At 37.0% G+C, this 20,572-nt stretch carries 23 protein-coding genes; 22 read left to right on the top strand and 1 reads right to left on the bottom strand.

What is annotated here, in order from left to right:
- The 16 genes from ACQP6D_RS03615 to ACQP6D_RS03540 all read left to right on the top strand — a co-directional run.
- Positions 1-429, top strand: a 429-nt coding sequence (locus ACQP6D_RS03615) for an RHS repeat domain-containing protein (protein ID WP_427857454.1), incomplete at its 5' end; no start/stop codon positions are given.
- Positions 430-789: 360 nt separating this feature from the next.
- A complete protein-coding gene (locus ACQP6D_RS03610; RefSeq protein ID WP_427857453.1) occupies positions 790-999 on the top strand; it encodes a hypothetical protein in 210 nt (69 codons plus the stop codon).
- Positions 1,000-1,719: 720 nt separating this feature from the next.
- On the top strand, positions 1,720-1,977 hold the full coding sequence (locus ACQP6D_RS03605; protein WP_427857452.1) for a hypothetical protein: 258 nt from the start codon (positions 1,720-1,722) through the stop codon (positions 1,975-1,977).
- A gap of 36 nt (positions 1,978-2,013) precedes the next feature.
- Positions 2,014-2,232 carry a hypothetical protein gene (locus ACQP6D_RS03600; protein ID WP_427857451.1) on the top strand — a complete coding sequence of 73 codons (219 nt, stop codon included), beginning with the start codon at positions 2,014-2,016 and terminating at the stop codon, positions 2,230-2,232.
- Between the two features lie 1,133 nt (positions 2,233-3,365).
- On the top strand, positions 3,366-3,767 hold the full coding sequence (locus tag ACQP6D_RS03595; protein WP_427857450.1) for a hypothetical protein: 402 nt from the start codon (positions 3,366-3,368) through the stop codon (positions 3,765-3,767).
- A gap of 394 nt (positions 3,768-4,161) precedes the next feature.
- Entirely contained in the window at positions 4,162-4,338 is a 177-nt protein-coding gene (locus tag ACQP6D_RS03590; RefSeq protein ID WP_427857449.1) for a hypothetical protein, read from the top strand.
- 183 nt (positions 4,339-4,521) lie between these two features.
- Positions 4,522-4,686, top strand: coding sequence for a hypothetical protein (locus ACQP6D_RS03585; protein WP_427857448.1), 165 nt, complete (start codon positions 4,522-4,524; stop codon positions 4,684-4,686).
- Complete coding sequence (locus ACQP6D_RS03580) at positions 4,637-4,915, top strand: DUF4279 domain-containing protein (protein WP_427857475.1); 279 nt, start codon at positions 4,637-4,639, stop codon at positions 4,913-4,915. Before ACQP6D_RS03585 ends, ACQP6D_RS03580 begins: the two co-directional genes overlap by 50 nt.
- A gap of 962 nt (positions 4,916-5,877) precedes the next feature.
- Positions 5,878-6,126, top strand: a complete 249-nt coding sequence (locus ACQP6D_RS03575) for a hypothetical protein (RefSeq protein WP_427857447.1) — start codon at positions 5,878-5,880, stop codon at positions 6,124-6,126.
- Positions 6,127-7,277: 1,151 nt separating this feature from the next.
- The gene (locus tag ACQP6D_RS03570; protein WP_427857446.1) at positions 7,278-7,769 is read left to right on the top strand and encodes a hypothetical protein; all 492 of its coding nucleotides are present in this window, start codon (positions 7,278-7,280) and stop codon (positions 7,767-7,769) included.
- A gap of 192 nt (positions 7,770-7,961) precedes the next feature.
- On the top strand, positions 7,962-8,348 hold the full coding sequence (locus ACQP6D_RS03565; RefSeq protein ID WP_427857445.1) for a hypothetical protein: 387 nt from the start codon (positions 7,962-7,964) through the stop codon (positions 8,346-8,348).
- An 854-nt stretch (positions 8,349-9,202) separates the two neighbouring features.
- The gene (locus tag ACQP6D_RS03560; protein WP_427857444.1) at positions 9,203-9,616 is read left to right on the top strand and encodes a DUF6911 family protein; all 414 of its coding nucleotides are present in this window, start codon (positions 9,203-9,205) and stop codon (positions 9,614-9,616) included.
- A gap of 231 nt (positions 9,617-9,847) precedes the next feature.
- Positions 9,848-10,147: a cytidine deaminase-like fold-containing protein gene (locus ACQP6D_RS03555; RefSeq protein WP_427857474.1), complete on the top strand. Its 300-nt coding sequence runs from the start codon at positions 9,848-9,850 to the stop codon at positions 10,145-10,147.
- A complete protein-coding gene (locus tag ACQP6D_RS03550) occupies positions 10,144-10,581 on the top strand; it encodes a DUF6911 family protein (protein ID WP_427857443.1) in 438 nt (145 codons plus the stop codon). Before ACQP6D_RS03555 ends, ACQP6D_RS03550 begins: the two co-directional genes overlap by 4 nt.
- A gap of 226 nt (positions 10,582-10,807) precedes the next feature.
- Positions 10,808-11,107 carry a cytidine deaminase-like fold-containing protein gene (locus ACQP6D_RS03545; protein ID WP_427857473.1) on the top strand — a complete coding sequence of 100 codons (300 nt, stop codon included), beginning with the start codon at positions 10,808-10,810 and terminating at the stop codon, positions 11,105-11,107.
- Positions 11,104-11,541 (top strand): DUF6911 family protein, encoded by a 438-nt coding sequence (locus ACQP6D_RS03540; RefSeq protein ID WP_427857442.1) that lies wholly within the window; start codon positions 11,104-11,106, stop codon positions 11,539-11,541. Before ACQP6D_RS03545 ends, ACQP6D_RS03540 begins: the two co-directional genes overlap by 4 nt.
- 1,113 nt (positions 11,542-12,654) lie before the next feature.
- On the opposite strand, the gene ACQP6D_RS03535 is transcribed toward ACQP6D_RS03540, so the two are convergent.
- Complete coding sequence (locus ACQP6D_RS03535) at positions 12,655-13,404, bottom strand: amino acid ABC transporter permease (RefSeq protein WP_100156280.1); 750 nt, start codon at positions 13,402-13,404, stop codon at positions 12,655-12,657.
- A gap of 238 nt (positions 13,405-13,642) precedes the next feature.
- Here ACQP6D_RS03535 and ribF point away from each other — a divergent pair, with 238 nt between their 5' ends.
- The 6 genes from ribF to ACQP6D_RS03505 all read left to right on the top strand — a co-directional run bounded on the left by ribF (position 13,643) and on the right by ACQP6D_RS03505 (position 20,522).
- Positions 13,643-14,572, top strand: a complete 930-nt coding sequence (gene ribF, locus ACQP6D_RS03530; protein WP_427857441.1) for a bifunctional riboflavin kinase/FAD synthetase — start codon at positions 13,643-13,645, stop codon at positions 14,570-14,572.
- An 84-nt stretch (positions 14,573-14,656) separates the two neighbouring features.
- Entirely contained in the window at positions 14,657-17,437 is a 2,781-nt protein-coding gene (gene ileS, locus ACQP6D_RS03525; protein ID WP_427857440.1) for an isoleucine--tRNA ligase, read from the top strand.
- A gap of 104 nt (positions 17,438-17,541) precedes the next feature.
- Positions 17,542-18,027, top strand: a complete 486-nt coding sequence (gene lspA / locus ACQP6D_RS03520) for a signal peptidase II (protein WP_427857439.1) — start codon at positions 17,542-17,544, stop codon at positions 18,025-18,027.
- Positions 18,028-18,070: 43 nt separating this feature from the next.
- Positions 18,071-19,012, top strand: a complete 942-nt coding sequence (ispH, locus tag ACQP6D_RS03515; protein WP_427857438.1) for a 4-hydroxy-3-methylbut-2-enyl diphosphate reductase — start codon at positions 18,071-18,073, stop codon at positions 19,010-19,012.
- Positions 19,009-19,713: an ABC transporter ATP-binding protein gene (locus tag ACQP6D_RS03510; protein ID WP_427857437.1), complete on the top strand. Its 705-nt coding sequence runs from the start codon at positions 19,009-19,011 to the stop codon at positions 19,711-19,713. Before ispH ends, ACQP6D_RS03510 begins: the two co-directional genes overlap by 4 nt.
- Positions 19,713-20,522: an ABC transporter permease gene (locus ACQP6D_RS03505; protein WP_100139733.1), complete on the top strand. Its 810-nt coding sequence runs from the start codon at positions 19,713-19,715 to the stop codon at positions 20,520-20,522. The genes ACQP6D_RS03510 and ACQP6D_RS03505 overlap by 1 nt, the downstream gene beginning before the upstream one ends.
- The last annotated feature ends 50 nt before the right edge of the window (positions 20,523-20,572 follow it).

Here is a 20,572-nt window from a genome sequence, read left to right as displayed (position 1 = left end):
GATTGGGGCACCAGCCCCTTATGGCAGGCGAATCTAAACGAAGGCCAAACCCTAAAAAATGCCAGCTATCACTACCTAATAACAGACCATCTGGGCAACCCACAACTAGCAATAAACAGTGCAGGAAAACAGAGCTGGAAGATTAACAGTGATGCATTTGGGAACAGCGTACTAAATGCACCAAATCAGATAACCATAAATTTAAGGTTTTTGGGTCAGTATTACGACGAAGAGACTGGACTAACGTATAACTACTTCAGGGATTACGACGCGAAGACGGGGATGTATATCTACAGTGACTTTATAGGGTTGATTGGGGAAATAAACTCGTATGGTTATGAAGGTGGGAATCCACTTCTATATATTGATGTATTTGGATTATCTTATTGGGATTGCGTTCTGAATAAATCTAAAGAAATTATTCTATAAATGAATTAGGATGCTCAATAATTATATCTATAAAAAGAACTATATGTTGCGGATAAACCATAGTTAAAAAAATGTATATTGTAAGTTCAATAATAAGATTAATTCTAAGTATATTTTAAATCAATCATCTATGAATTTAGAAAATTTATTTAAGGAATTGGAAAATCTATTAAATTGTACAAATAATAAATATTTCATAGACGACACAAACTCTGGTATAAATATGTTTACTAAATTGGCTAGTCGCTCAAGGAGTGATAAATGTTATGAAAAATGTCAGTATTTGCTATACTCTCCCACACGTGATTAACAAAGTTCAGGATATAGAAAATGTTATAGTGAATAAATGGAAATCTTATAATGAAAAAAAATTATGCTAAAAATATTAATAACATTTCTATAGATTTTATTTCTTCTTTAACAAAGTTATCGGCAGAAATGGAAGGTCAACTTTCTGATGAAGAATATAAGATTTTGAAAAGAGGTATTGGTATAGTGATTGGGGAACTTCAAATAAGAGTTTTAGATTTTATTTACCAACAATATCCAGATTTAAGTGATATAGATTAATTCAAATCAATATAAATATTTGTAGATTCATCACTGCATTAAAAATGCAGTGATGAAGGATCTATTTGTAACTAAATATTTAATTGATATTATTAGTTGTCTAAGTTAGGCATTAATTTTAATTACTGAAATAAAAATTTATTTTTATATGATAAACCTCTTTTATTAGATATACATTTAAGATATTTTTTCTACAAGATTTTCAGTTACAAATTTTAGATGGTTTTTGCAATTATAAACCTCTTTTTATTACTTGTTTTAAATACATATTTAATTATTTCCCTGTTTAATTAATATAATCTAATTTTTTTGGATGGCACTTGCAACCTAGACCACAATGACGGTTTACAACGACCAGTAAAAAATTGAACTGGTCAGCAAAGGACAAACCACACTGGAACGCTACTACAGCTACGATAAAGTAAACATTGTCAGCAAATCCAAACACAAATAGGCAGCACTAGTTGCTAATATGTCCAATTGGATCGCTTAATCCAAGTACAATCAAAATAAAAAAGCTCTGCACAAAAAGCAGAGTCTATCTTTTATGATGCCATAGGCAACCAAATCGTCTGCGCCCAGCAAGCAAGCGAATAGCAATATAATCAGCAGAACCAACTCATAAGAGGTTATAAATAAGCTATAATTTGAAATAGTTAATTAATTTACATTTAAAGTATAATTAAAATAGACGGTAAAAATTTAATTAGGATTATCTTAATGATGTCAGTATTTCAATTATGTTATGAAACTTATTCTTATCATGGTGATAAACAAATAGCCCTTGAGTCTCCTGATTCAGGAGATTTTGATGCTGAGATAAGCCAAATATTAGGGGTTTATAGTACTTATGAAATAGCTTTGAAGAGAAAAAAAAATTTTTCGAAATTTTATTATCTGAGTAATTTAAGAAGACTAGAGATTTATGAAATTTCTTTAGATGCAGATTGGTGGCGTGGAGGTTTTGTCACAATATAAATAATCTAATAATAAAACTTTTAAATGGTAATAAATATGATAGAAAACAAAGTTTATACACTAATTCACGCTAAAGAGACAAAACAAAAAGGTTTAACACAATTCGAAATTGGCACTTTTTCCTCTTTAGAAAGAGCACTTGAGGAAAAAAAGAAACGTGAGAATGTCTCGGGTTTTAAAGATTATCCTAAAGGTTTCAGAATAGAGGTGTTTGTAATCGATAAAGATTTTTGTCAAGAAATCATTTATTTATAAACAAAATTTGATTAGTTTGACCAATGAGACTGCTTGCCCTGGTAAAACTAGAATAGAAATATCAGAGCAGCGGCCATATTTTACAGAATAATGCCATTGATAATTGGGCTGGCAGCACTAGATGATTTTGGAAATGGCAGTTCATTTTACAGAATCATCTGCTTAAAATGTGAGAAGGCAAAGAATAGACCAATGATTTAATTTATACTTGCAATGACCTGCTAGTGATCCATATGGCTTTCTCATTAGCAAAACTGTATGCGGCAAAACTACCTACTACATCTACAGCAGCGAAGGACTAATAGCCGAACTAAATCAAATATTATTTATGCAATTGGCATATTATTAGGCGCCAGATAGTGTTTTTGTACGAGCACATTGTGGCAGGCTAGTCCAAACGAAAGCCAAACCCAAAAAATGCCAGCTATCACTTCCTAATAACAGACTGTCTAGGCACCACACAACTAGCAGTAAACAGTGCAGGAGAACAGAGCTGAAAAATTAACAGTGATGCATTTGGCAACAGCGAACAGGATGCAAATAACCAAATAACCATGAACCTGAGGTTTCTGGGACTGTATCACGACAAAGAAATTGTTCTATCTTATAACTACTTCAAAGATTACGGCGCGAAAACGGGAGGATATATTTAAAATGATTTGATAGGGGGTTAGCTGGTAGTATTGTTACATTTATATATTCAAACGGAAATCTGTATAAATTCCACGATAATTTTGGATTAAGTTTATGTAACAAAATAGGTTACCAGCAAAAATTTATTGAATGTAAGGCTTATTGTATCCGTATTTTAGATCCATAAAGTAAAAATTATTTGAATAAAATAGATTTATACACAATAAGCTTATTTATAAATTTAGTTGGAATGGTTGGAAAAAAAGCGTAGTCTTAAGAGTAGGGACAAATAATGCGACAATAACAACATCTATTTCAAGTATTTTTTTGTATAATTTAGGTGGATCTAAAACTTGGGTTGAAATAAGCTACGAAAATTGGGTAGAAATGTTTCACCATATTGGCTAGCACATGGGTGGTATTTATTTGGTGTAGAAATAGGTTGTAGTATTTCGGATAGTTTTGATAAATGATCATATACAGAATAGTAATTATTTAAAATGCAAACTTTATTAATTGCTTCTTTTATTATATGTTATTTTGTGTCTATATTTGTAGATTTTGTTTATCGAAAAAGATATTTAAAAAAAAGTATGTCTAAAAGAAAATATCTAAATGATAAAGAAATTTTAGCCTTTTACCAACACAGCAATCTGTCAGAAAGTATTATTTTAGAGTTATGGAATGAAGTTGCTACAAATTTTAATATTCCTGCGGGTTATTTGAGACCAGAAGATTGTTTGGCCGAAATGGGGATATTAAATGTTATTGTAGATCACCCTAAATTGGAAAGATTGACGGATATTGCTTTAGAACGAGAAAAAGCATTAAATAAATCAATTGATTTGGAGGCAATAGCAACACTTGATGACTATATCAAAGCATTTGCTGATATAAACTAGACTATAAAAAAAGAGAAAATTAATACTAAATATATATCAAAGTGCTATGAAAAAACAAACGTGCATATTTTATACTTTAGAAAATGATATAAAGCTTATGAAAATTTGATTAAACATAACTGTAACGCATTCGTGAACATTAAAATAGATGTAGAAAACCAAATAACTATGAATCTGATTTTTCCAGAACAGAATTACGAGGTTAAAACTTAAATGTAATATAAATGTTTCAGAGATTACTACATGAAGCCATGACTGTACATACAAAGTGACTTGACTAGGGAGTTTATAGCAGTAGTTAGTAGAGTGGAAAGTGGTGGAGTTAGCGAGTATACAATTATGTTCATTGAGTCTTACTTGCAGCATACTAATAAGAGAAACAATAAGGTGGATAATGATTTGTACACTCACAAGATTTTCAACAGCCCCTTTGTTTAGTGACATTAAAAAAGTAGTAGCTGGTAAAAAAGGTATGGATAGAAATGTTGAAATAAGTGATGTAAATATAGAAAGTATACCAAATTCGCCAGTTCCTATTTATCTGGATAATGCAAAATTTAAAAATTGGTAACAATTATTTGAAATAATATGGTTATGATGGTAATGAATAAAATAGGAATTTTTAGGGACAGAGCAGAGATTAGACATTATGATATATATGTTGATAGAAAACTGGGCAAATGTGGATTTTCAGAAAAAAGGAGTTAAAGGAAACGGTATACATACAGGTTATTATTTATAAAGGTGTTTAAATATGAAAACGACAACCGTTGGCGTTGCTTTTGACATTTATGGCGAACATTTTGATCCGAATTATATAGCGGAACTTTTAAATATTCTTTCTGATTATATAACAATTAAAGGAATACATTCCTCCAAGAAAAAGTCGGCCAGCAGTAGAAACAAAATGGTGCATTGAAACAGGCCATGAAGAATCGGACGATATTAATATTCAATTAAAAAAAATTAATTTAATAAAAGGTAAGGAAGATATTCTGAATCGAATCAGGTCTGAGCTAAATATTGATATGCTTTTTGATGTAGTTATTCATTTAGAAAATAATGAATATCCAGTAATACGATTGAAACCTGATGTATTGAAATTTATAGCAAGTATTAGTGCTGAAATAGATTTCAATGGATATTAAAAATATTATATATATCACAAATTAATAAACTAATTGCCTCAATTTTTTCAATAAGGCAATTGGTTAAGGCTATGTTGAAAAGTTGCTGCAAATATTGGAACCTACTCTGCCAAAAACTGAAAATGAATCAAAAGATAAACGTCTTAATGATGGTCTAAAGCATATTCAATATCTGATATCTGACAAAATATCATCGCCCCATCCAGAAAGGTTAGTTTGTAGGGTTATGACAGCAATAGCAGAATCAGCCTGCAGGTGGGCAACAGTATTCTGTTAACCAGCACAGCCGCTAAAGGTAGTGGGGTCAGTAAAATATCCGAGCCAATGCCGCTAATCGCACCAGCCAAAATGAATACAATGAACTGGAGAATTTAGCTCAAGCATTAAATCCAGTAATAGTGGAAACCACTATTATAAGTGCATGCGTAATTTCACCAGAATATATTAAATTAGTGAATAATTCATGATCTGGATTATATCAAGATATACGTAAAAGAATTAAAGGCACAGATGTCTTACCTACAATAACCGAAAACAAAGAAGGTGATAAAAATAATACAAAATCGTGCAATACTAATATTATTAATATAAATAATCCTAATAATATTGCTTTTATGGGAGTAGTACCATTACCTAAAATTTTCATAATGACAAATGCTTAGATCCTTTTATTGATATTAGTGAAGATAAAATAGATTAATAAATAAAATTCATGGTGCTTCAAATATTATTGCAGAAGAAGTTAATACGTGTTTAGTAAATATGTTTTATAGGACATAATTTTATGGTAAGAGTGAAGTGGATATTAGAGATATTGATGATGGGAATTTATTTTATAATGCAAATTAAGGGAAAGATCATACTATAGTAAAACAACTTTTAAAGGGTATTGATGTTAATATTAGTGAATCTCAAATTTGAAATGTAGTTAATAATGCTGCTACTTGTAGGTTAGGAAAGTATTGAAGAAATCTCTGGAGCTTAAAAAAATGGCACATAGAATTAATATTAGCAACTATTTAGATCAAGTTGAATCAATTGCAAAAGAAGGATGCACAATAGTAATCAAATTCGATGGAGAAAGGAGAAAAAAAAATTTTTATACAGTGGTTTTATCAGGAGGCCAATTAAAAGAAGATTATTTTAGAAAAGATGGAGCAGATTTATCTTTATTACTAAGTGAAATGATTGATTTTTATAAAAAGTGTTAATCTATATAAATATTTTTGAATTAAAAATAGATTAGAGATTGAGACTTTTAATTAAGTAATGGGTTATTATAATTTTGAGAATAGTTGTCAGACAGGGGCTTACTAGGGGTATTGAAAATATAGTTACTTTTGAAACGACGCCTAAATTATTGATGGTCTATGATTATATACGTCACTATAGAGATAAATGAAAAGATTAAGATGTTCAAATAACTAACTCAATTATGGAATTTGCACCATATTCGCCTGATCCTGATTATCTGAATAATAAAATTCTGATAGAATATTGCCAAAAAATACCGAATAGATAACAAATCTACTAATATGAACAATGGGTTATAAAGTTAGATTCCTCCTTCGTCACTGAACCGGCTGGCCAAAAAATCCGTTACCGTATTTGTCAGCAACGGGCACGTTCAGAGGGAAGCGTTAATGGCAACTTCCCATATATGAATGAGTCAATGTCTACAACATTGTCAAATACACCGATGAACGCGGGTAGCTCACACTACCCAGTACAACCAAGCTGACTATTTAGTTCAGGGATTACAACCCGAAAACAGGAAGATATATTCAGAGTAACCTGATAGGGTTAGCAGGAGAGATAAATACGTATGGATAGATAGGGAGATTACGTTGGTATACAGTGACCCATTTGGGAAGCTTGCTCAAGTATTAATTTCAGTAGCTGTATTAGCTACAAGAGTTGCTGTAACAAGAATAAGGCTTTGTGCCATTAATACTTTTTGCGGAAATTATATAAAATAGGTGTTTAGGCACTATTTTATTCAACACCCACATTATCTTAGCTAAGTGATAATAAAAGTCTGGATAAAAAGGACTGAGAAACAAAAACTGTTAGAATAAACAATGCAAATAGTCAAAATACGATAAGAAGTTCACCTAATTCACCGGATCTTGAATATCAGGATATTTATAAAAATTATACAAAGAAATTAAAAAGAGTGATCAAATTGATTTAAGAAGATTTAATAAAAGACTTAAGGCTGATCATTATTAAGATCCTAAAAACCGTCTTGAAAATTACTAATCACTGAGCAGAAATAATAATACAAAGAGGTACTGTAAGCTATCTATCAAAAAAGGTGATAAAATAGGTACAGTAAAAAAAGAAGGAAAAATATAAAAGAATGAGAAATTTAAAATACAAATTGATTAACTCAGATTTAAGTAATTTAAATTTATTAAAAAAAAATTATTATATTTTTTGTATTACTATATTTGATCATTTTTTAACAGAAAATGAATACATTAATGCTGATCTAGTTTCTTATTTTGATGCCAAAAAGAATGTAAGGAAAAAAATGTTATTTAATAAAATTGAAAATAAATTTATATCTATATATATATATTTGTTTAAAGTTTCAAAAGGAAATGTTATTGCTGTGATTGATAATAAGGCGATAAAAATTAAATCTTTTAATAATTATATGTATTTATTGGATAATGTTCTTAAAGAAAAAAGCTTGTATACATTTATTTATCCATTATTGGGTTGTTTTACAACCACTGGATATGATTTAACACATCAATTTTTTGTTAAAAAAAACAAATTTATTATGAAAAAACAAATTGAAATTTTAGCAAATAAAACTAAATTAAACATAATAAATATAAGATAAAATCTTGCTTACGAAATTTAAACAATACTTTATAAAGGGTTGGATAAAACCCTAGGCTGGTGAAATAATAAGAACAAAAGATTTGGCAACAGCATGGTCTAATAAAATGAAAGGCAAGATTGGTAAGGAAATAAATTAAGAGATCAATCGCATTCAACTGGGCATTTTGTAAAATAAATTTGGGAGATAAATATGAAAAAGATTTGTGATTTAGGATTAGGATTTACAAAAATTTTAAATCATGGTAATGATTTATCATTAGAACTAGTAAGCGTATACCATCAAGGCGAAGTAATGGGTAATATTATATGTAAAGATATTAAACTTTTGCATATTTTTAATAATGATATTGATGAAGATGAAGGCTTAGAAGGGTGCTATATTTCATCTATTTGTATTAAAAAATTAGATAATATTTTGATAAAATACCCTTTTAAAGATAATATGTATTTTAAAATAAAAAAGAAAAATGGTTATGAAATTTGTCTAGAAAGTGGTTCAATTAATGGAAAAATTATTTGTTTAGAAGTTATATTAAATATTAAAGATAAATATAAAAATATTCTTGTTGAAGAATAAATAACATGATAATTATGAAAATTATAATTATCTAAAATGTATTTAATATTCTATTACGCTGAGTGATTGCCGCTTATATTCTTTTAATATTAACAAATATTTATTAATAAATACCTAAAATAATTTATCTAAACGATAATGAAATAAAAACGGGAGATAAACTCAGTTTGGAAGGATGTATAACTAGACTACTAATATGCTTTTTGATATTTAAAATTATTTTCCTAAATCTAGTTATGACTATTAATTATTAATGCACAAGGTTGAAATAATTGTAAATACTAATATTTTCGGTTTAATTCATTACTTGAAAATTAAATTTCAATTTCAAATTGTTAAAAAGGGAAGGTTTACAAGCTATAAATATGTATATTTTAGTTAAAAATTAAATATAATAATCCCGCAATTTATTATATTGCGGGATTATTTTTAATCTAAAGTTAGAACTTTGACTACAACGCCCCCGAGAAACTGAGAAAAGTCAGCAACGACAGCGGATAAATAGCCAGCTACCAATACGACCTGTTTGGCCGGCGCATCAGCAAAACCGTAGATGGCAAAACCACTTAGTACAAAATACCGGATAGCGATTGGAGCACGAGCCCATTATGGCAGGTTAGTTTGAATAATAGTCAGACTTTATATAATAATGAAATTAACTACCTGATTAACGATTTTATGAGTATCCTCCAACTGGCAGTAAACTTGAGGAGGCTGCTGATATGGAGAGGTATTGCTGATTCGTTTGGTAATTTTAAACTTGATTCTGCAAACCAGATGACTTTGAACCTTAGATGATATATTTTGTGAATAAAAAGCTGGTGAGCGTAAATGAATAGAAAGAAGATTTCAAAATGAAAAAAAAATTCAAATTTAATGGAACTCTTTATGGTGATGTAGGTTGTAGTGGTAACCCAACACTAGAAGATATAAATAATGCTCTAGATTTATTTGCTTCAAGTGCGGGCGTACTTTATCTGGCACAGAATTGTGAAGAAGGAATAATTTCTTATACATTGATTCTTTACGCGGATAATGGTAGATATATAGTGATGTTTGGAAAAACTTGTCCACAAATTGCAGATGATGACGGAGAAGATGAAGATGAAGTAAGAACTTTTTGGGACAGTAATCGAACTCGGGGTTTGGTAAGTTTATACGGTGATTTGTGGGATAATCGAACCATAACCGAAGATTTTACGAAAGTCAGAAAAGCATTCAATGAATTTTATTTAACAGGAGATATTGATAGAAATCTTGTTGAATAGTAAAAAAGCCCCGAAATTTTATTCGGGGCTTTTTTAAAACTATAAGTTTATTCTAGAGTCGTAGTTAGGATTAAATCTAGATTAATTAAAAAATTTATAAACTAATTTGTAAAAAAGCTGCTGGCAAATTTTTCAAAATTACTATTAATTTAATACAAGAGATTATTTGATTTTAGTAAAAAGGTAAATTAAAAAAACGAGTTTATTTAATAAAATGTTGATACACAAGAAATAGCTAAGAAAGTAGCAAAATCCAAAAATCCAAAATCAAATGGTGATATGAAGAATGCACATGCAGAAATAGGAGCACTACAGCAGGCTGCTGATAAGGGTGTAACCGAAGGAGCTAATGCATATATGAGAGTTAAGGGAGAGGATGTGTGTACTTATTGCAGACATGATATTGTTTCAATGACTAAAGCATCAAAATTGAATTCATTAAATATCAAAGCTGAGACTACAGAAGCAGATATATTTTATAAATGGAAACCTGGTATGAGTAAAATGGAAAGAACGGAGATTCCAAAATGAAAACAGAATTTAAATTTAATGGAAAAATAGTTGGTGATCTATATAAAAATGGTGATGGAATTGTAAATCGTAACCCAACACTAGAAGATATAAATAATGCTCTGGATTTATTTGCTTCAAGTGACGGCGTACTTTATCTGATACAGAATGATGTGAAAGGTACAACGCCTTACGAATTGACGCTTTACGCAGATAAAGGAAAATACCTAGTCATGTTTTCAAAAAGGCTTCCATTAGCTGGAAATGAAGATGATGAAGATGAAGATGAAGATGAAGTAAGAACTTTTTGGGACAGTAATCGATCGCGGGGTATGGTAGATTTACAAGGTGATTTATGGGATAATCGAATCATAACCGAAGATTTTACGAAAGTCAGAAAAGCATTCAATGAATTTTATTTAACAGGAGATATTGATAGAAATCTTGTTGAATAGAAAAAAGCCCCGAAATTTTTTTTGGGGCTTTTTTATGCTTCAATTCAATTCTAAAGTCTTAGTTAAGATTCTGGATTGATTTAAAAATTATTAAACCAATTCCTATCAAGGCTGTTGGCTAATTTGTCAAAATTACTATTAATTTAATACAAGAGATTATTTGATTTTAGTAAAAAGGTAAATTAAAAAAAACGAGTTTATTTAATAAAATGTTGATACACAAGAAATAGCTAAGAAAGTAGCAAAATCCAAAAATCCAAAATCAAATGGTGATATGAAGAATGCACATGCAGAAATAGGAGCACTACAGCAGGCTGCTGATAAGGTTGTAACCGAAGGAGCTAATGCATATATGAGAGTTAAGGGAGAGGATGTGTGTACTTATTGCAGACATGATATTGTTTCAATGGCTAAAGCATCAAAATTGAATTCATTAAATATCAAAGCTGAGACTACAGAAGCAGATATATTTTATAAATGGAAACCTGATATGAGTAAAATGGAAAGAACGGAGACTCCAAAATGAAAACAGAATTTAAATTTAATGGAAGAATAGTTGGTGATCTATATAAAAATAATGATGGAATTGTAAATCGTAACCCAACACTAGAAGATATAAATAATGCTCTGGATTTATTTGCCTCAAGTGAGGGCGTACTTTATCTGATACAAAATGATGTGAAAGGTACGACTCCTTACGAATTGAAGCTTTACGCAGATAATGGAAAATATCTAGTCTTGTTTTCAAAAAGGGCTCCATTAGCTGGAAATGAAGATGATGAAGATGATGAAGATGATGAAGTAAGAACTTTTTGGGACAATAATCGAACTCGGGGTTTGGTAAGTTTATACGGTGATTTGTGGGATAATCGAACCATAACCGAAGATTTTACGAAAGTCAGAAAAGCATTTAATGAATTTTATTTAACAGGAGATATTGATAGAAATCTTGTTGAATAGAAAAAAAGCCCCGAAATTTTTTTTTTGGGCTTTTTTATGCTTCAATTCAATTCTAAAGTCGTAGTTAAGATTCTGGATTGATTTAAAAATTATTAAACCAATTCCTATCAAGGCTGTTGGCTAATTTGTCAAAATTACTATGTGGGAACCGTAGAATGGGGTGTGTAGTGATGTACCCCATGCTTGATTGGCGCTATGCCAGTTTAATTGTCCACCACCAAGTCCAACTACCGTCCAGTCTCCACCCAAACCAACAGTTTTGGCCCCTAAGGCCAATGTTGGATTGTAACCGACGAAGTCGAGAATAACGGCACATTTTTTGAATCAGTAATTCGGGTTATTTCTTTGGCAATGGTATCAATATCTTTATTAGTACGCACGACGTAATCGGCACCGTATTTTTTGCTAATTCAAGCTTATCATCGGCAATAATGGTGGCAGAATAAACATTTTTTAGAATTTGGACTGCCATATGTCCTAAGCCAACAATACCGATGACAAATACAAAAGCAGATGGTTTAATCTTGTTTGATGAACGCTTAATGGAATGATATGGAGTTAAGGCGGCATCGGTGAGTCGAGCCACTTCTTTGAAGTGTAATTTTAAATTTGCATCAGTGAACGACTGGCAGAGACGATCATGTATTTAGTCATGCTGCCATTAGTGCCCATGCCACGCCAAAAATTGTCGATTCAGTTTGATATTTACATTAATTTTTAAGATTGCTAGCAAGGGGCGCAATGGCCGAAGCCCCATGCAGTGTAAACTTTAGTTGCTGCTCCAACTTTAAAATCATTCATACATTTGCCCTGTTCAGCAATCTAGTCTGGGTTTTCATGGACAAGGGTAAATGTAGGTTTCCCATCTGGAGTGTCGATATGCATCAATATTAGTCGGAATGACAAATTTTGCCTGTGCCTATTTTTTATTTGTATTTCACCTGTTTGGGTGGGCTACTTAATTAAAGATGAGAAAATAAATGTATTTAGATCAGGCTATTTATTTGGTATGGTTTTTTAACATTTTTTAGCGGATAAAAAAATAGAGCGGTATATATATTTCAACCGCTCTGTATGATTGTTATATTTGATATCTTTTGCGTGAATTATAAATTAATGCTGATAACCTTTATTGTATCTTTTTTCCAGCCATGAAAAGAACCAACTCAAGGCTATGGTCATAATCAAATAGATTATGGCGATGGTGTAGAGTGGGGTTTCGTAGTTTAGGTAACGTCCGGCTGCGGCGCGGGCGGCAAAGGCTAGTTCGGCCACAGCGATGGCTGAAAGCAGTGAGCTGTCTTTAAGAAGAGTAATGAATTCATTCCCAATGGGTGGCAGCATACGCCGGATGGCCTGTGGCAGGATAACGTAGCGCATGGCTTGTGTATAGCTGAGTCCTAGTGAGCGGGAGGCTTCAAATTGGCCGCGGTCGATAGACTGAATGCCAGCGCGGAAGATTTCGGTGATGTAGGCGCCGGAGTTGACTGACAAGGCTAGTGTGCCGGCAATCAGTGCGCCATAACTGCGCCGGAGTTCTACGGCAAGATCTCCGCTGATAATCAGGCCATCAGTTGGGTTGATGAGCAGTGGAAACCAGACGAAATACCAGATGAAAATTTGAACAAATAGCGGTGTACCGCGAAAGATGGTGACATACAGCAGCGAAATTTGCCGCAGTGTCCATACCAGTGCGCGTATGGGCAGGCCGCCCTTTTCGAGGCGGATAATACGCGTGAGGGCGAATATCAGGCCGAGTAAGGTGCCCATAAATGTGGAAATCAGGGTGACGCCTAATGTGGTGAGCGCACCGTAATAAAACATTTCACGGTATTCGTAGATGATGTCGAAACGAAAGGCCATTGTGTTACCTAATGGTGGTTTTTGGGGTATTGCTGCCGGCTGGGCTAAGCCTTGGCGTTATGTGGGCGCTATTTTAGCAAGAAATGCTGTTGTATCTGTATCAAAATTTGTTTGCCGTTGAGTATAAAGCGGATTTGTTGGTTGCAGAGGTTGGAAAATGCTGTTTAATTACGCTGGCTAAGGTGAGCTGAAGTGTTTACAATGATGTGTTTTATTATTTGATTCGTTCAAGAATTGTATGCAAGTTTGGTTGGGGAGCGGGCTGCGGCCGGATTGGTCTGGTGGTACGGCAGTAACAATCGGTAATTTTGATGGTGTGCATTGTGGACATCGCCATATTTTGCTGCGCTTGCGTCAGGAAGCTGATAAACGCGGGCTTGCTTCGGTGGTGACGATATTTGAACCGCAACCTCAGGAGTTTTTTGCGCAGCAGGCAGGTAAGTCTTTGCCTTACCGGTTGTCGCCGCTGCGGGATAAGCTGAATTTGCTTGCTGAAAGTGGTTGTGTGGATGCGGTGTATGTGCTGCGGTTTAATCAGCAGTTTGCATTGATGCAACCGATGGATTTTATCCGGCAGGTGCTGATTGAAAAGTTATCAGCACGCTATTTGCTGGTGGGTGATGATTTTCGTTTTGGAGCCCATCGCAGCGGTGATTTTGCTTTATTGCAGGCTCAGGAGGCTTTTGTAACAGAGAGAACGCCATCTGTTGTGGTTGAAGATGTACGTGCCTCGAGTACGGCAGTTCGTATGGCGCTGGCTGCTGGTAACCTAGCTTATGCGCAGTTGCTGCTGGGACATGAGTATGTGCTCAGTGGTCGAGTGAAACATGGTGCCAAGCTGGGTCGCGAATTGGGCTGCCCAACGGCAAATGTGCATCTGCCAGCTTTGCATTATGCGCTTAATGGGGTTTTTGTGGTGGATGTAACTGGTGCTTTCGGACGTAAACGTGGTGTGGCCAGTTTTGGTAAAAATCCGACGGTTTCTACGGGTAGCCAGCAGAAGCTTGAAGTACATATTTTTGATTGTGCTGCCAATTTGTATGGTCAGCGCTTAGGGATACATTTTCTGCATAAGTTGCGTGATGAGCTGAAGTTTGATTCTTTGGCAGCGTTGCAGGCTCAGATTTTTGCTGATATGGATGCGGCACGAATATGGCAGGCTGCCTGAATTGCTAAGTGGCGTTCGGGTGGCCGTAAAATAATACTGATTTTTAGATTATTGAATTAACGGATATATTTTAAAGAGAAAGTCATGACTGACTATAGTAAAACTGTAAATTTGTTGGACACGCCGTTTCCAATGCGCGGTAATCTAGCCAAGCGTGAAGGTAGCTGGCTGAAATCATGGTATGAACAGAAACGTTATCAGAAGCTGCGTAAGCTGGCTGCTGGACGACCGAAATTTATTCTGCATGATGGCCCACCGTATGCGAACGGTGATATTCATATCGGCCATGCAGTGAATAAGGTATTGAAGGATATTATTATCCGCAGTAAGACGCTAGCTGGTTTTGATGCGCCATATGTGCCGGGCTGGGATTGTCATGGTTTGCCGATTGAGCTGATGGTAGAAAAGAAGCACGGTAAGAATATTCCGGCTGCTAAATTCCGTGAGCTGTGCCGTGAATATGCGCGGGAACAGATTGCGCGCCAGAGACAGGATTTTATGCGTCTGGGGGTGCTGGGCGACTGGGAGCATCCGTATCTGACGATGGATTATCAGACTGAGGCGGATATTGTCCGTACACTGGGAAAGATTCAGCAAGGCGGCTATTTGTATCGGGGTGAGAAACCGGTGCAGTTCTGTTTGGATTGTGGTTCTTCGCTGGCAGAAGCTGAAGTTGAATATAAAGATAAGGTTTCTTTTGCGATTGATGTGGCGTATCAGTTTAAGGATAACGCGGCGCTGGCTACTGTGTTTGGTCTGAATGAGATTTTAGGCGAAGCCTATGCGGTTATCTGGACAACTACGCCGTGGACTTTGCCGGCCAGTCAGGCAATTTGTGTGGGGCCGGACGTTGTTTATCAGTTGTTTGATACTCCAAAAGGTAAGCTGGTGTTGGCTAAAGAGCTAGCTGAAGCAGCTTTGGAACGTTTTGGTTTCGATGTGGATGATACTGCGGTACTGGCTGAAGTTGTAGGACGACAACTAGAGAATCTGCATTTGAATCATCCATTTCTGAATCGAGATATTCCGGTTTTACTGGGTGAGCATGTGACTACTGAGGCTGGTACAGGTCTGGTACATACGGCACCTGCACATGGTCTGGACGATTATTTTGCCTGCTTGCGGTATGGGATTCAGTTATATAACCCAGTGAATGCTGAGGGACGATATATCAGTGATGTGCCCAGATTGGCAGGGATGACGGTCTGGGAAGGTAATCCGGTGGTGATTGATTGGGTAGCCGAAGAGGGCAGATTACTGTCGAATGGAAAAATTACTCATAGTTATGCGCATTGCTGGCGCCATAAAACGCCTTTGATTTACCGTGCTACTGGCCAGTGGTTTATTGGTATGGATAAAGAAGGTACGGATGGCAAGACTCTGCGTAATAAGGCGATGGATGCTGTAGAGTTGACTGAGTTTTTTCCGGCATGGGGACGCGCGCGTCTGGAGGCTATGATTGAAGGTCGTCCAGACTGGGTGGTATCTCGCCAGCGTTACTGGGGCACACCAATGGCCTTTTTTGCCCATAAGGAAACTGGTCAGCTCCATCCACGTTCGGCTGAATTGCTGGAAGAGGTGGCTAAGCGGATTGAGCAGCATGGTATTGAGGCGTGGTTTGCGCTGGATAAGCATGAGCTTTTGGGCGCAGATGCGGATGAGTATGATAAATTGCCAGATACGCTGGATGTTTGGTTTGATTCGGGCAGTACGCATTACGCAGTACTGCGTCAGCGCCCTGAGCTGGCATGGCCTGCAGATTTGTATCTGGAGGGCTCTGATCAGCATCGCGGCTGGTTTCAGTCTTCGCTGCTAACTGCCTGTGCTACGGTTGGCAGTGCGCCGTATAAACAGTTGCTGACACATGGTTTTGTGGTGGATGGCAACGGGCAGAAAATGTCTAAATCTGTGGGTAATGTAGTAGCACCACAGAAGGTAAATGATAGTCTGGGTGCAGATATTCTGCGCTTGTGGGTGGCTTCTACTGATTATTCCGGTGAGCTGGCAATTTCAGATGAAATTTTAAAACGAGTGTCAGAAAGCTACCGGCGTCTGCGGAATACGCTACGTTTCCTGTTAGCGAATTTGAGTGATTTCAATCCGGCTACAGATGCGGTGCCAGTGGATGAGATGCTGGAGCTAGACCGTTATGCACTGGTTTTGGCACAGCAATTGCAGCAGCGTGTGGCTGATGATTATTTTGCCCGTTATGCGTTCCATTTTGCGGTACAGGATATTGTCCATTTCTGTTCAGAAGATATGGGTGCGTTTTATCTGGATATTCTGAAAGACCGTTTATATACAATGCAGGCTGGCAGCCATGGACGACGTAGTGCGCAAACTGCTTTGTATCATATTACGCGTAATCTGGTGCTTTTATTGAGCCCAATTCTTTGCTTTACTGCTGAGGAGGCTTGGGCAGTATTGAGTGGTGATGAAGAAGATAGTGTACTGTACCATACGGGGCATGAATTCCCGCCTTTAGCTGATGTAGATAGCTTAACACTGAAATGGCAGGCGATCCTAGCAGTGCGTGATACGGTGAATGTGGCTATTGAATCGTTGCGAGCGGATAAGAGTGTAGGGTCTTCTTTACAGGCTGATGTGGCGATTAAGGTGCCAACAGATATGCTGCCTTATGTGGCCGCGCTGGGTGATGAATTACGTTTTGTATTGATGGTGGCGAAAGTTACCGTAGAAGCTGGAGAAGAGTTATCTGCCACTGTATCGGTGGATCAGGGTACAAAATGTGAGCGTTGCTGGCATTATACTGATGATGTGGGCTCCGACCCTCAGCACCCGACTATTTGTGGTCGCTGTGTGCAAAATGTCGATGGTGCCGGTGAAAAGCGTTTGTATGCCTGAGACTAGGTAACGGCTGTAATGTTGTCGTTTTTTTAGGCTTGATTTGAATGATTCAGGTGTGGCAGATTTAGTCGGTCACGCCTGTTCTGGTTTTAAGGATGGTTATGCAACGTAAAAAACTGTTTTTATATGGTGCCATTATCGTACTGGGTCTTTTGGCAGACCAGCTAACGAAATATCTGATATTGCAGAATGTTCATTATCTGGAACGAATTGCGGTAATACCGGGATTTTTTGATTTGACGCTGGCTTATAATCCAGGCGCGGCATTTAGTTTCCTTGCAGATGCGGGTGGATGGCAGAAGTTTTTCTTTATGGGACTGGCGCTGGTAATTTGTATTTACCTCCTGCGTGGGATTATCCGTGATGAATTCGGAACAATAGGTAAAGTGGCTGCTGCGTTGATTATTGGTGGTGCGGCTGGTAATGTTGCTGATCGGTTGATCCATGGTCATGTGGTTGATTTTCTGTTGTTTTACTACCATAATTGGTTTTATCCGGCGTTTAATGTTGCGGATAGTCTGATTTGTGTCGGTGCGGTTTTGCTGGTGCTGGAAAGTATTTTTCATCAGAAGAGTAAGGCAGCTTGATTGGTTTAATTTTGGTGAAATCAGCCAGTTAACGGGAAGTTGAATGAGCGACAAAAAGATTTTACTGGCTAATCCGCGTGGATTCTGTGCTGGTGTTGACCGAGCCATCAGTATTGTAGAACGGGCTTTGGAAGAATATGGTGCACCGATTTATGTACGCCATGAAGTGGTACATAATAAGTTTGTTGTTGATAATCTGCGTAACAAGGGCGCAGTGTTTATTGAGAGTCTGGATGATGTGCCACCTGATGCAACGTTGATTTATTCGGCACATGGAGTATCGCAGGCGGTACAGCAAGAAGCGGAGGCGCGTGGTTTCCGTATTTTTGATGCTACTTGTCCTTTGGTAACGAAAGTCCACAGACAGGTATCTCGTCTTGATGAGCAGGGATATCAGATTGTGATGATCGGGCATAAGGGTCATCCGGAAGTAGAAGGTACGATGGGGCAACTGCCGCCGGGGGCAATGCTGCTGGTGGAAACAGTTGCTGATGTGGCAGGTTTACAGGTCCGCAATGAAGAAAAGCTGGCGCATGTGAGCCAGACAACGCTATCGGTAGATGAAACCAGCGGTATTATTGCTGCGTTGAAACAGCGTTTTCCTCACATTAAAAGTCCGCATAAAGAGGATATTTGTTATGCAACCACCAATCGTCAGGAGGCGGTAAAGAAGTTAGCCGCTACTTGTGATGTGGTAATTGTGGTAGGGTCTCCTAACAGTTCGAATAGTAATCGTTTACGCGAAGTGGCAGCTTTGCTGGGTGTTGATGCTTATATGGTAGATAATGCCAGCTGTCTGCAGACTGAGTGGTTTTCCGGCAAGCGCCGTGTAGGTGTTACTGCCGGTGCGTCAGCACCGGAGGTACTGGTTAATGATGTTGTACAGACGATTGTTTCCTGGGGATATCCAACAGTTACCGAAGGTGAGGGTGTGGAGGAAAATATTATGTTTGTGCTGCCGAAAGAACTGCGTGGTTCGTCATGAATACGCCAATTTTATCTGGTGAGGGTGTGTGTCAGCGCGCCCATGATGATGGCAGAATGTTATTACAGGACATCGATTTTCAGCTCAGAGCTGGGGCACGTGTGGCAATCAGCGGTGCATCCGGAGCAGGAAAATCGGTTTTTTTACGTACAATTTCTTTGCTAGATTTACCTGCTGCTGGTACGTTGTATTGTCAGAATCAGCCTGTGAATTTGAATGCACATAGTATTGCACGGCACCGTAGCCAGATTGCTTATGTGCGTCAGCAGGCGGTATTGATTCCGGGTACGGTGCGTGATAATTTGCAGTTACCTTATACTTTGCATCATTATCAGCATTTGACGTTTCAGCCGGAACATGTGCTTCAGGTTTTGCAGAATCTGGGTAAGGATGAGCATTTTCTGGAGCGTGACGGTACCGATTTATCGGGTGGTGAAGCGCAATTGGTTTGTCTGCTGCGTATTTTACAGTTGAATCCACCGGTATTGTTGCTGGATGAACCCACAGCTTCTCTGGATGAGGATTCTGCACGCACGGTACAGAAACTGGTTAATCAGTGGCAACGGGCAAATCCGCAGGCTGCCTATATGTGGGTTTCGCATAGTGAGCAACAAGTTAGCGAAGTGGGTGATGAAATCTGGTATTTTGATGCCGGACGAATAACGCACATCAAGCATTCGGTAAAGAATGGGAGGCAATAATGCAAGGAACTAATTATATTAGTGTTGCTGAGCTGGCTCTGGCTTCTTTGCTGATTTTGGTGAGTGCCGGTGTATCATTATGGCTAAAGCTAGGGTTAACGAAACGGATTTTGATATCTGCTGTGCGTGCTGTGGTGCAGTTATCCATTGTAGGCTTGTTGCTTAAATGGATTTTTGCGGCTAATCAATGGTATTGGGTACTGCTGATTATTGCTGTGATGACCTTAATAGCCGGATTTTCGGCGCGCTCTCGTGGTAGCTATGTTTATCGTGGTCTGACTCGTGATGCACTGTCTTCGGTGTGGTTGGCTTCTTGGTTAAGTGCGGCTGTAGGACTGTATGCGGTGCTTCATATCCATCCATGGTATTCGCCGCAGTATGTCATTCCGATTTTGGGTATGGTGCTTGGTAATTGTTTAACTGCTGTAGCTTTATGTCTGGACCGGTTAACACAGGACTTACGCCAGCAGCAGGCTAGGGTAGAAGTGTTATTGTCCATGGGCGCCAGTGGTTGGGAAGCTTATCGGGATACGGCACGATCTGCCGTTGTCGCTGGGATGTTGCCGACGATTAATCAGTTGAGTGTAGTAGGGCTAGTGAGTCTGCCGGGAATGATTACCGGACAGATTCTGGCCGGTGCTTCACCTGATCAGGCCATTCGTTTTCAGTTGCTGACCATGTTTCTGATTTGTGCTGGTTCTGCCGGTGGCTGCCTGCTGTGTGCGATTTTTGTGTATCGCCATGTGTTCAACCGCTGCTGGCAGTTTTGTAGCTGGCGTTTGCAACGGCGTAATACAGAAAAAGCTTAGATATTTGGATAATTTATTTTTAGCCAGAACATTTGCCCTTAAGGGTGGCT

Source organism: Snodgrassella sp. CS2 (assembly GCF_050310315.1).
Lineage (GTDB): Bacteria > Pseudomonadota > Gammaproteobacteria > Burkholderiales > Neisseriaceae > Snodgrassella > Snodgrassella alvi_E.
The sequence above is the reverse complement of the archived record's forward strand: the minus strand, read 5'-3'. Positions and strand labels throughout refer to the sequence as shown.

Excerpts from the sequence above, each read along its gene's own strand:
- ACQP6D_RS03610 (WP_427857453.1), top strand. The coding sequence starts at position 790 with ATGAAAAAAAATTATGCTAAAAATATTAATAACATTTCTATAGATTTT.
- ACQP6D_RS03605 (WP_427857452.1), top strand. The coding sequence starts at position 1,720 with ATGATGTCAGTATTTCAATTATGTTATGAAACTTATTCTTATCATGGT.
- ACQP6D_RS03600 (WP_427857451.1), top strand. The coding sequence starts at position 2,014 with ATGATAGAAAACAAAGTTTATACACTAATTCACGCTAAAGAGACAAAA.
- ACQP6D_RS03595 (WP_427857450.1), top strand. The coding sequence starts at position 3,366 with ATGCAAACTTTATTAATTGCTTCTTTTATTATATGTTATTTTGTGTCT.
- ACQP6D_RS03590 (WP_427857449.1), top strand. The coding sequence starts at position 4,162 with ATGATTTGTACACTCACAAGATTTTCAACAGCCCCTTTGTTTAGTGAC.
- ACQP6D_RS03585 (WP_427857448.1), top strand. The coding sequence starts at position 4,522 with ATGAAAACGACAACCGTTGGCGTTGCTTTTGACATTTATGGCGAACAT.
- ACQP6D_RS03570 (WP_427857446.1), top strand. The coding sequence starts at position 7,278 with ATGAGAAATTTAAAATACAAATTGATTAACTCAGATTTAAGTAATTTA.
- ACQP6D_RS03565 (WP_427857445.1), top strand. The coding sequence starts at position 7,962 with ATGAAAAAGATTTGTGATTTAGGATTAGGATTTACAAAAATTTTAAAT.
- ACQP6D_RS03560 (WP_427857444.1), top strand. The coding sequence starts at position 9,203 with ATGAAAAAAAAATTCAAATTTAATGGAACTCTTTATGGTGATGTAGGT.
- ACQP6D_RS03550 (WP_427857443.1), top strand. The coding sequence starts at position 10,144 with ATGAAAACAGAATTTAAATTTAATGGAAAAATAGTTGGTGATCTATAT.
- ACQP6D_RS03540 (WP_427857442.1), top strand. The coding sequence starts at position 11,104 with ATGAAAACAGAATTTAAATTTAATGGAAGAATAGTTGGTGATCTATAT.
- ACQP6D_RS03535 (WP_100156280.1), bottom strand. The coding sequence starts at position 13,404 with ATGGCCTTTCGTTTCGACATCATCTACGAATACCGTGAAATGTTTTAT.
- ribF (WP_427857441.1), top strand. The coding sequence starts at position 13,643 with ATGCAAGTTTGGTTGGGGAGCGGGCTGCGGCCGGATTGGTCTGGTGGT.
- ileS (WP_427857440.1), top strand. The coding sequence starts at position 14,657 with ATGACTGACTATAGTAAAACTGTAAATTTGTTGGACACGCCGTTTCCA.
- lspA (WP_427857439.1), top strand. The coding sequence starts at position 17,542 with ATGCAACGTAAAAAACTGTTTTTATATGGTGCCATTATCGTACTGGGT.
- ispH (WP_427857438.1), top strand. The coding sequence starts at position 18,071 with ATGAGCGACAAAAAGATTTTACTGGCTAATCCGCGTGGATTCTGTGCT.
- ACQP6D_RS03510 (WP_427857437.1), top strand. The coding sequence starts at position 19,009 with ATGAATACGCCAATTTTATCTGGTGAGGGTGTGTGTCAGCGCGCCCAT.
- ACQP6D_RS03505 (WP_100139733.1), top strand. The coding sequence starts at position 19,713 with ATGCAAGGAACTAATTATATTAGTGTTGCTGAGCTGGCTCTGGCTTCT.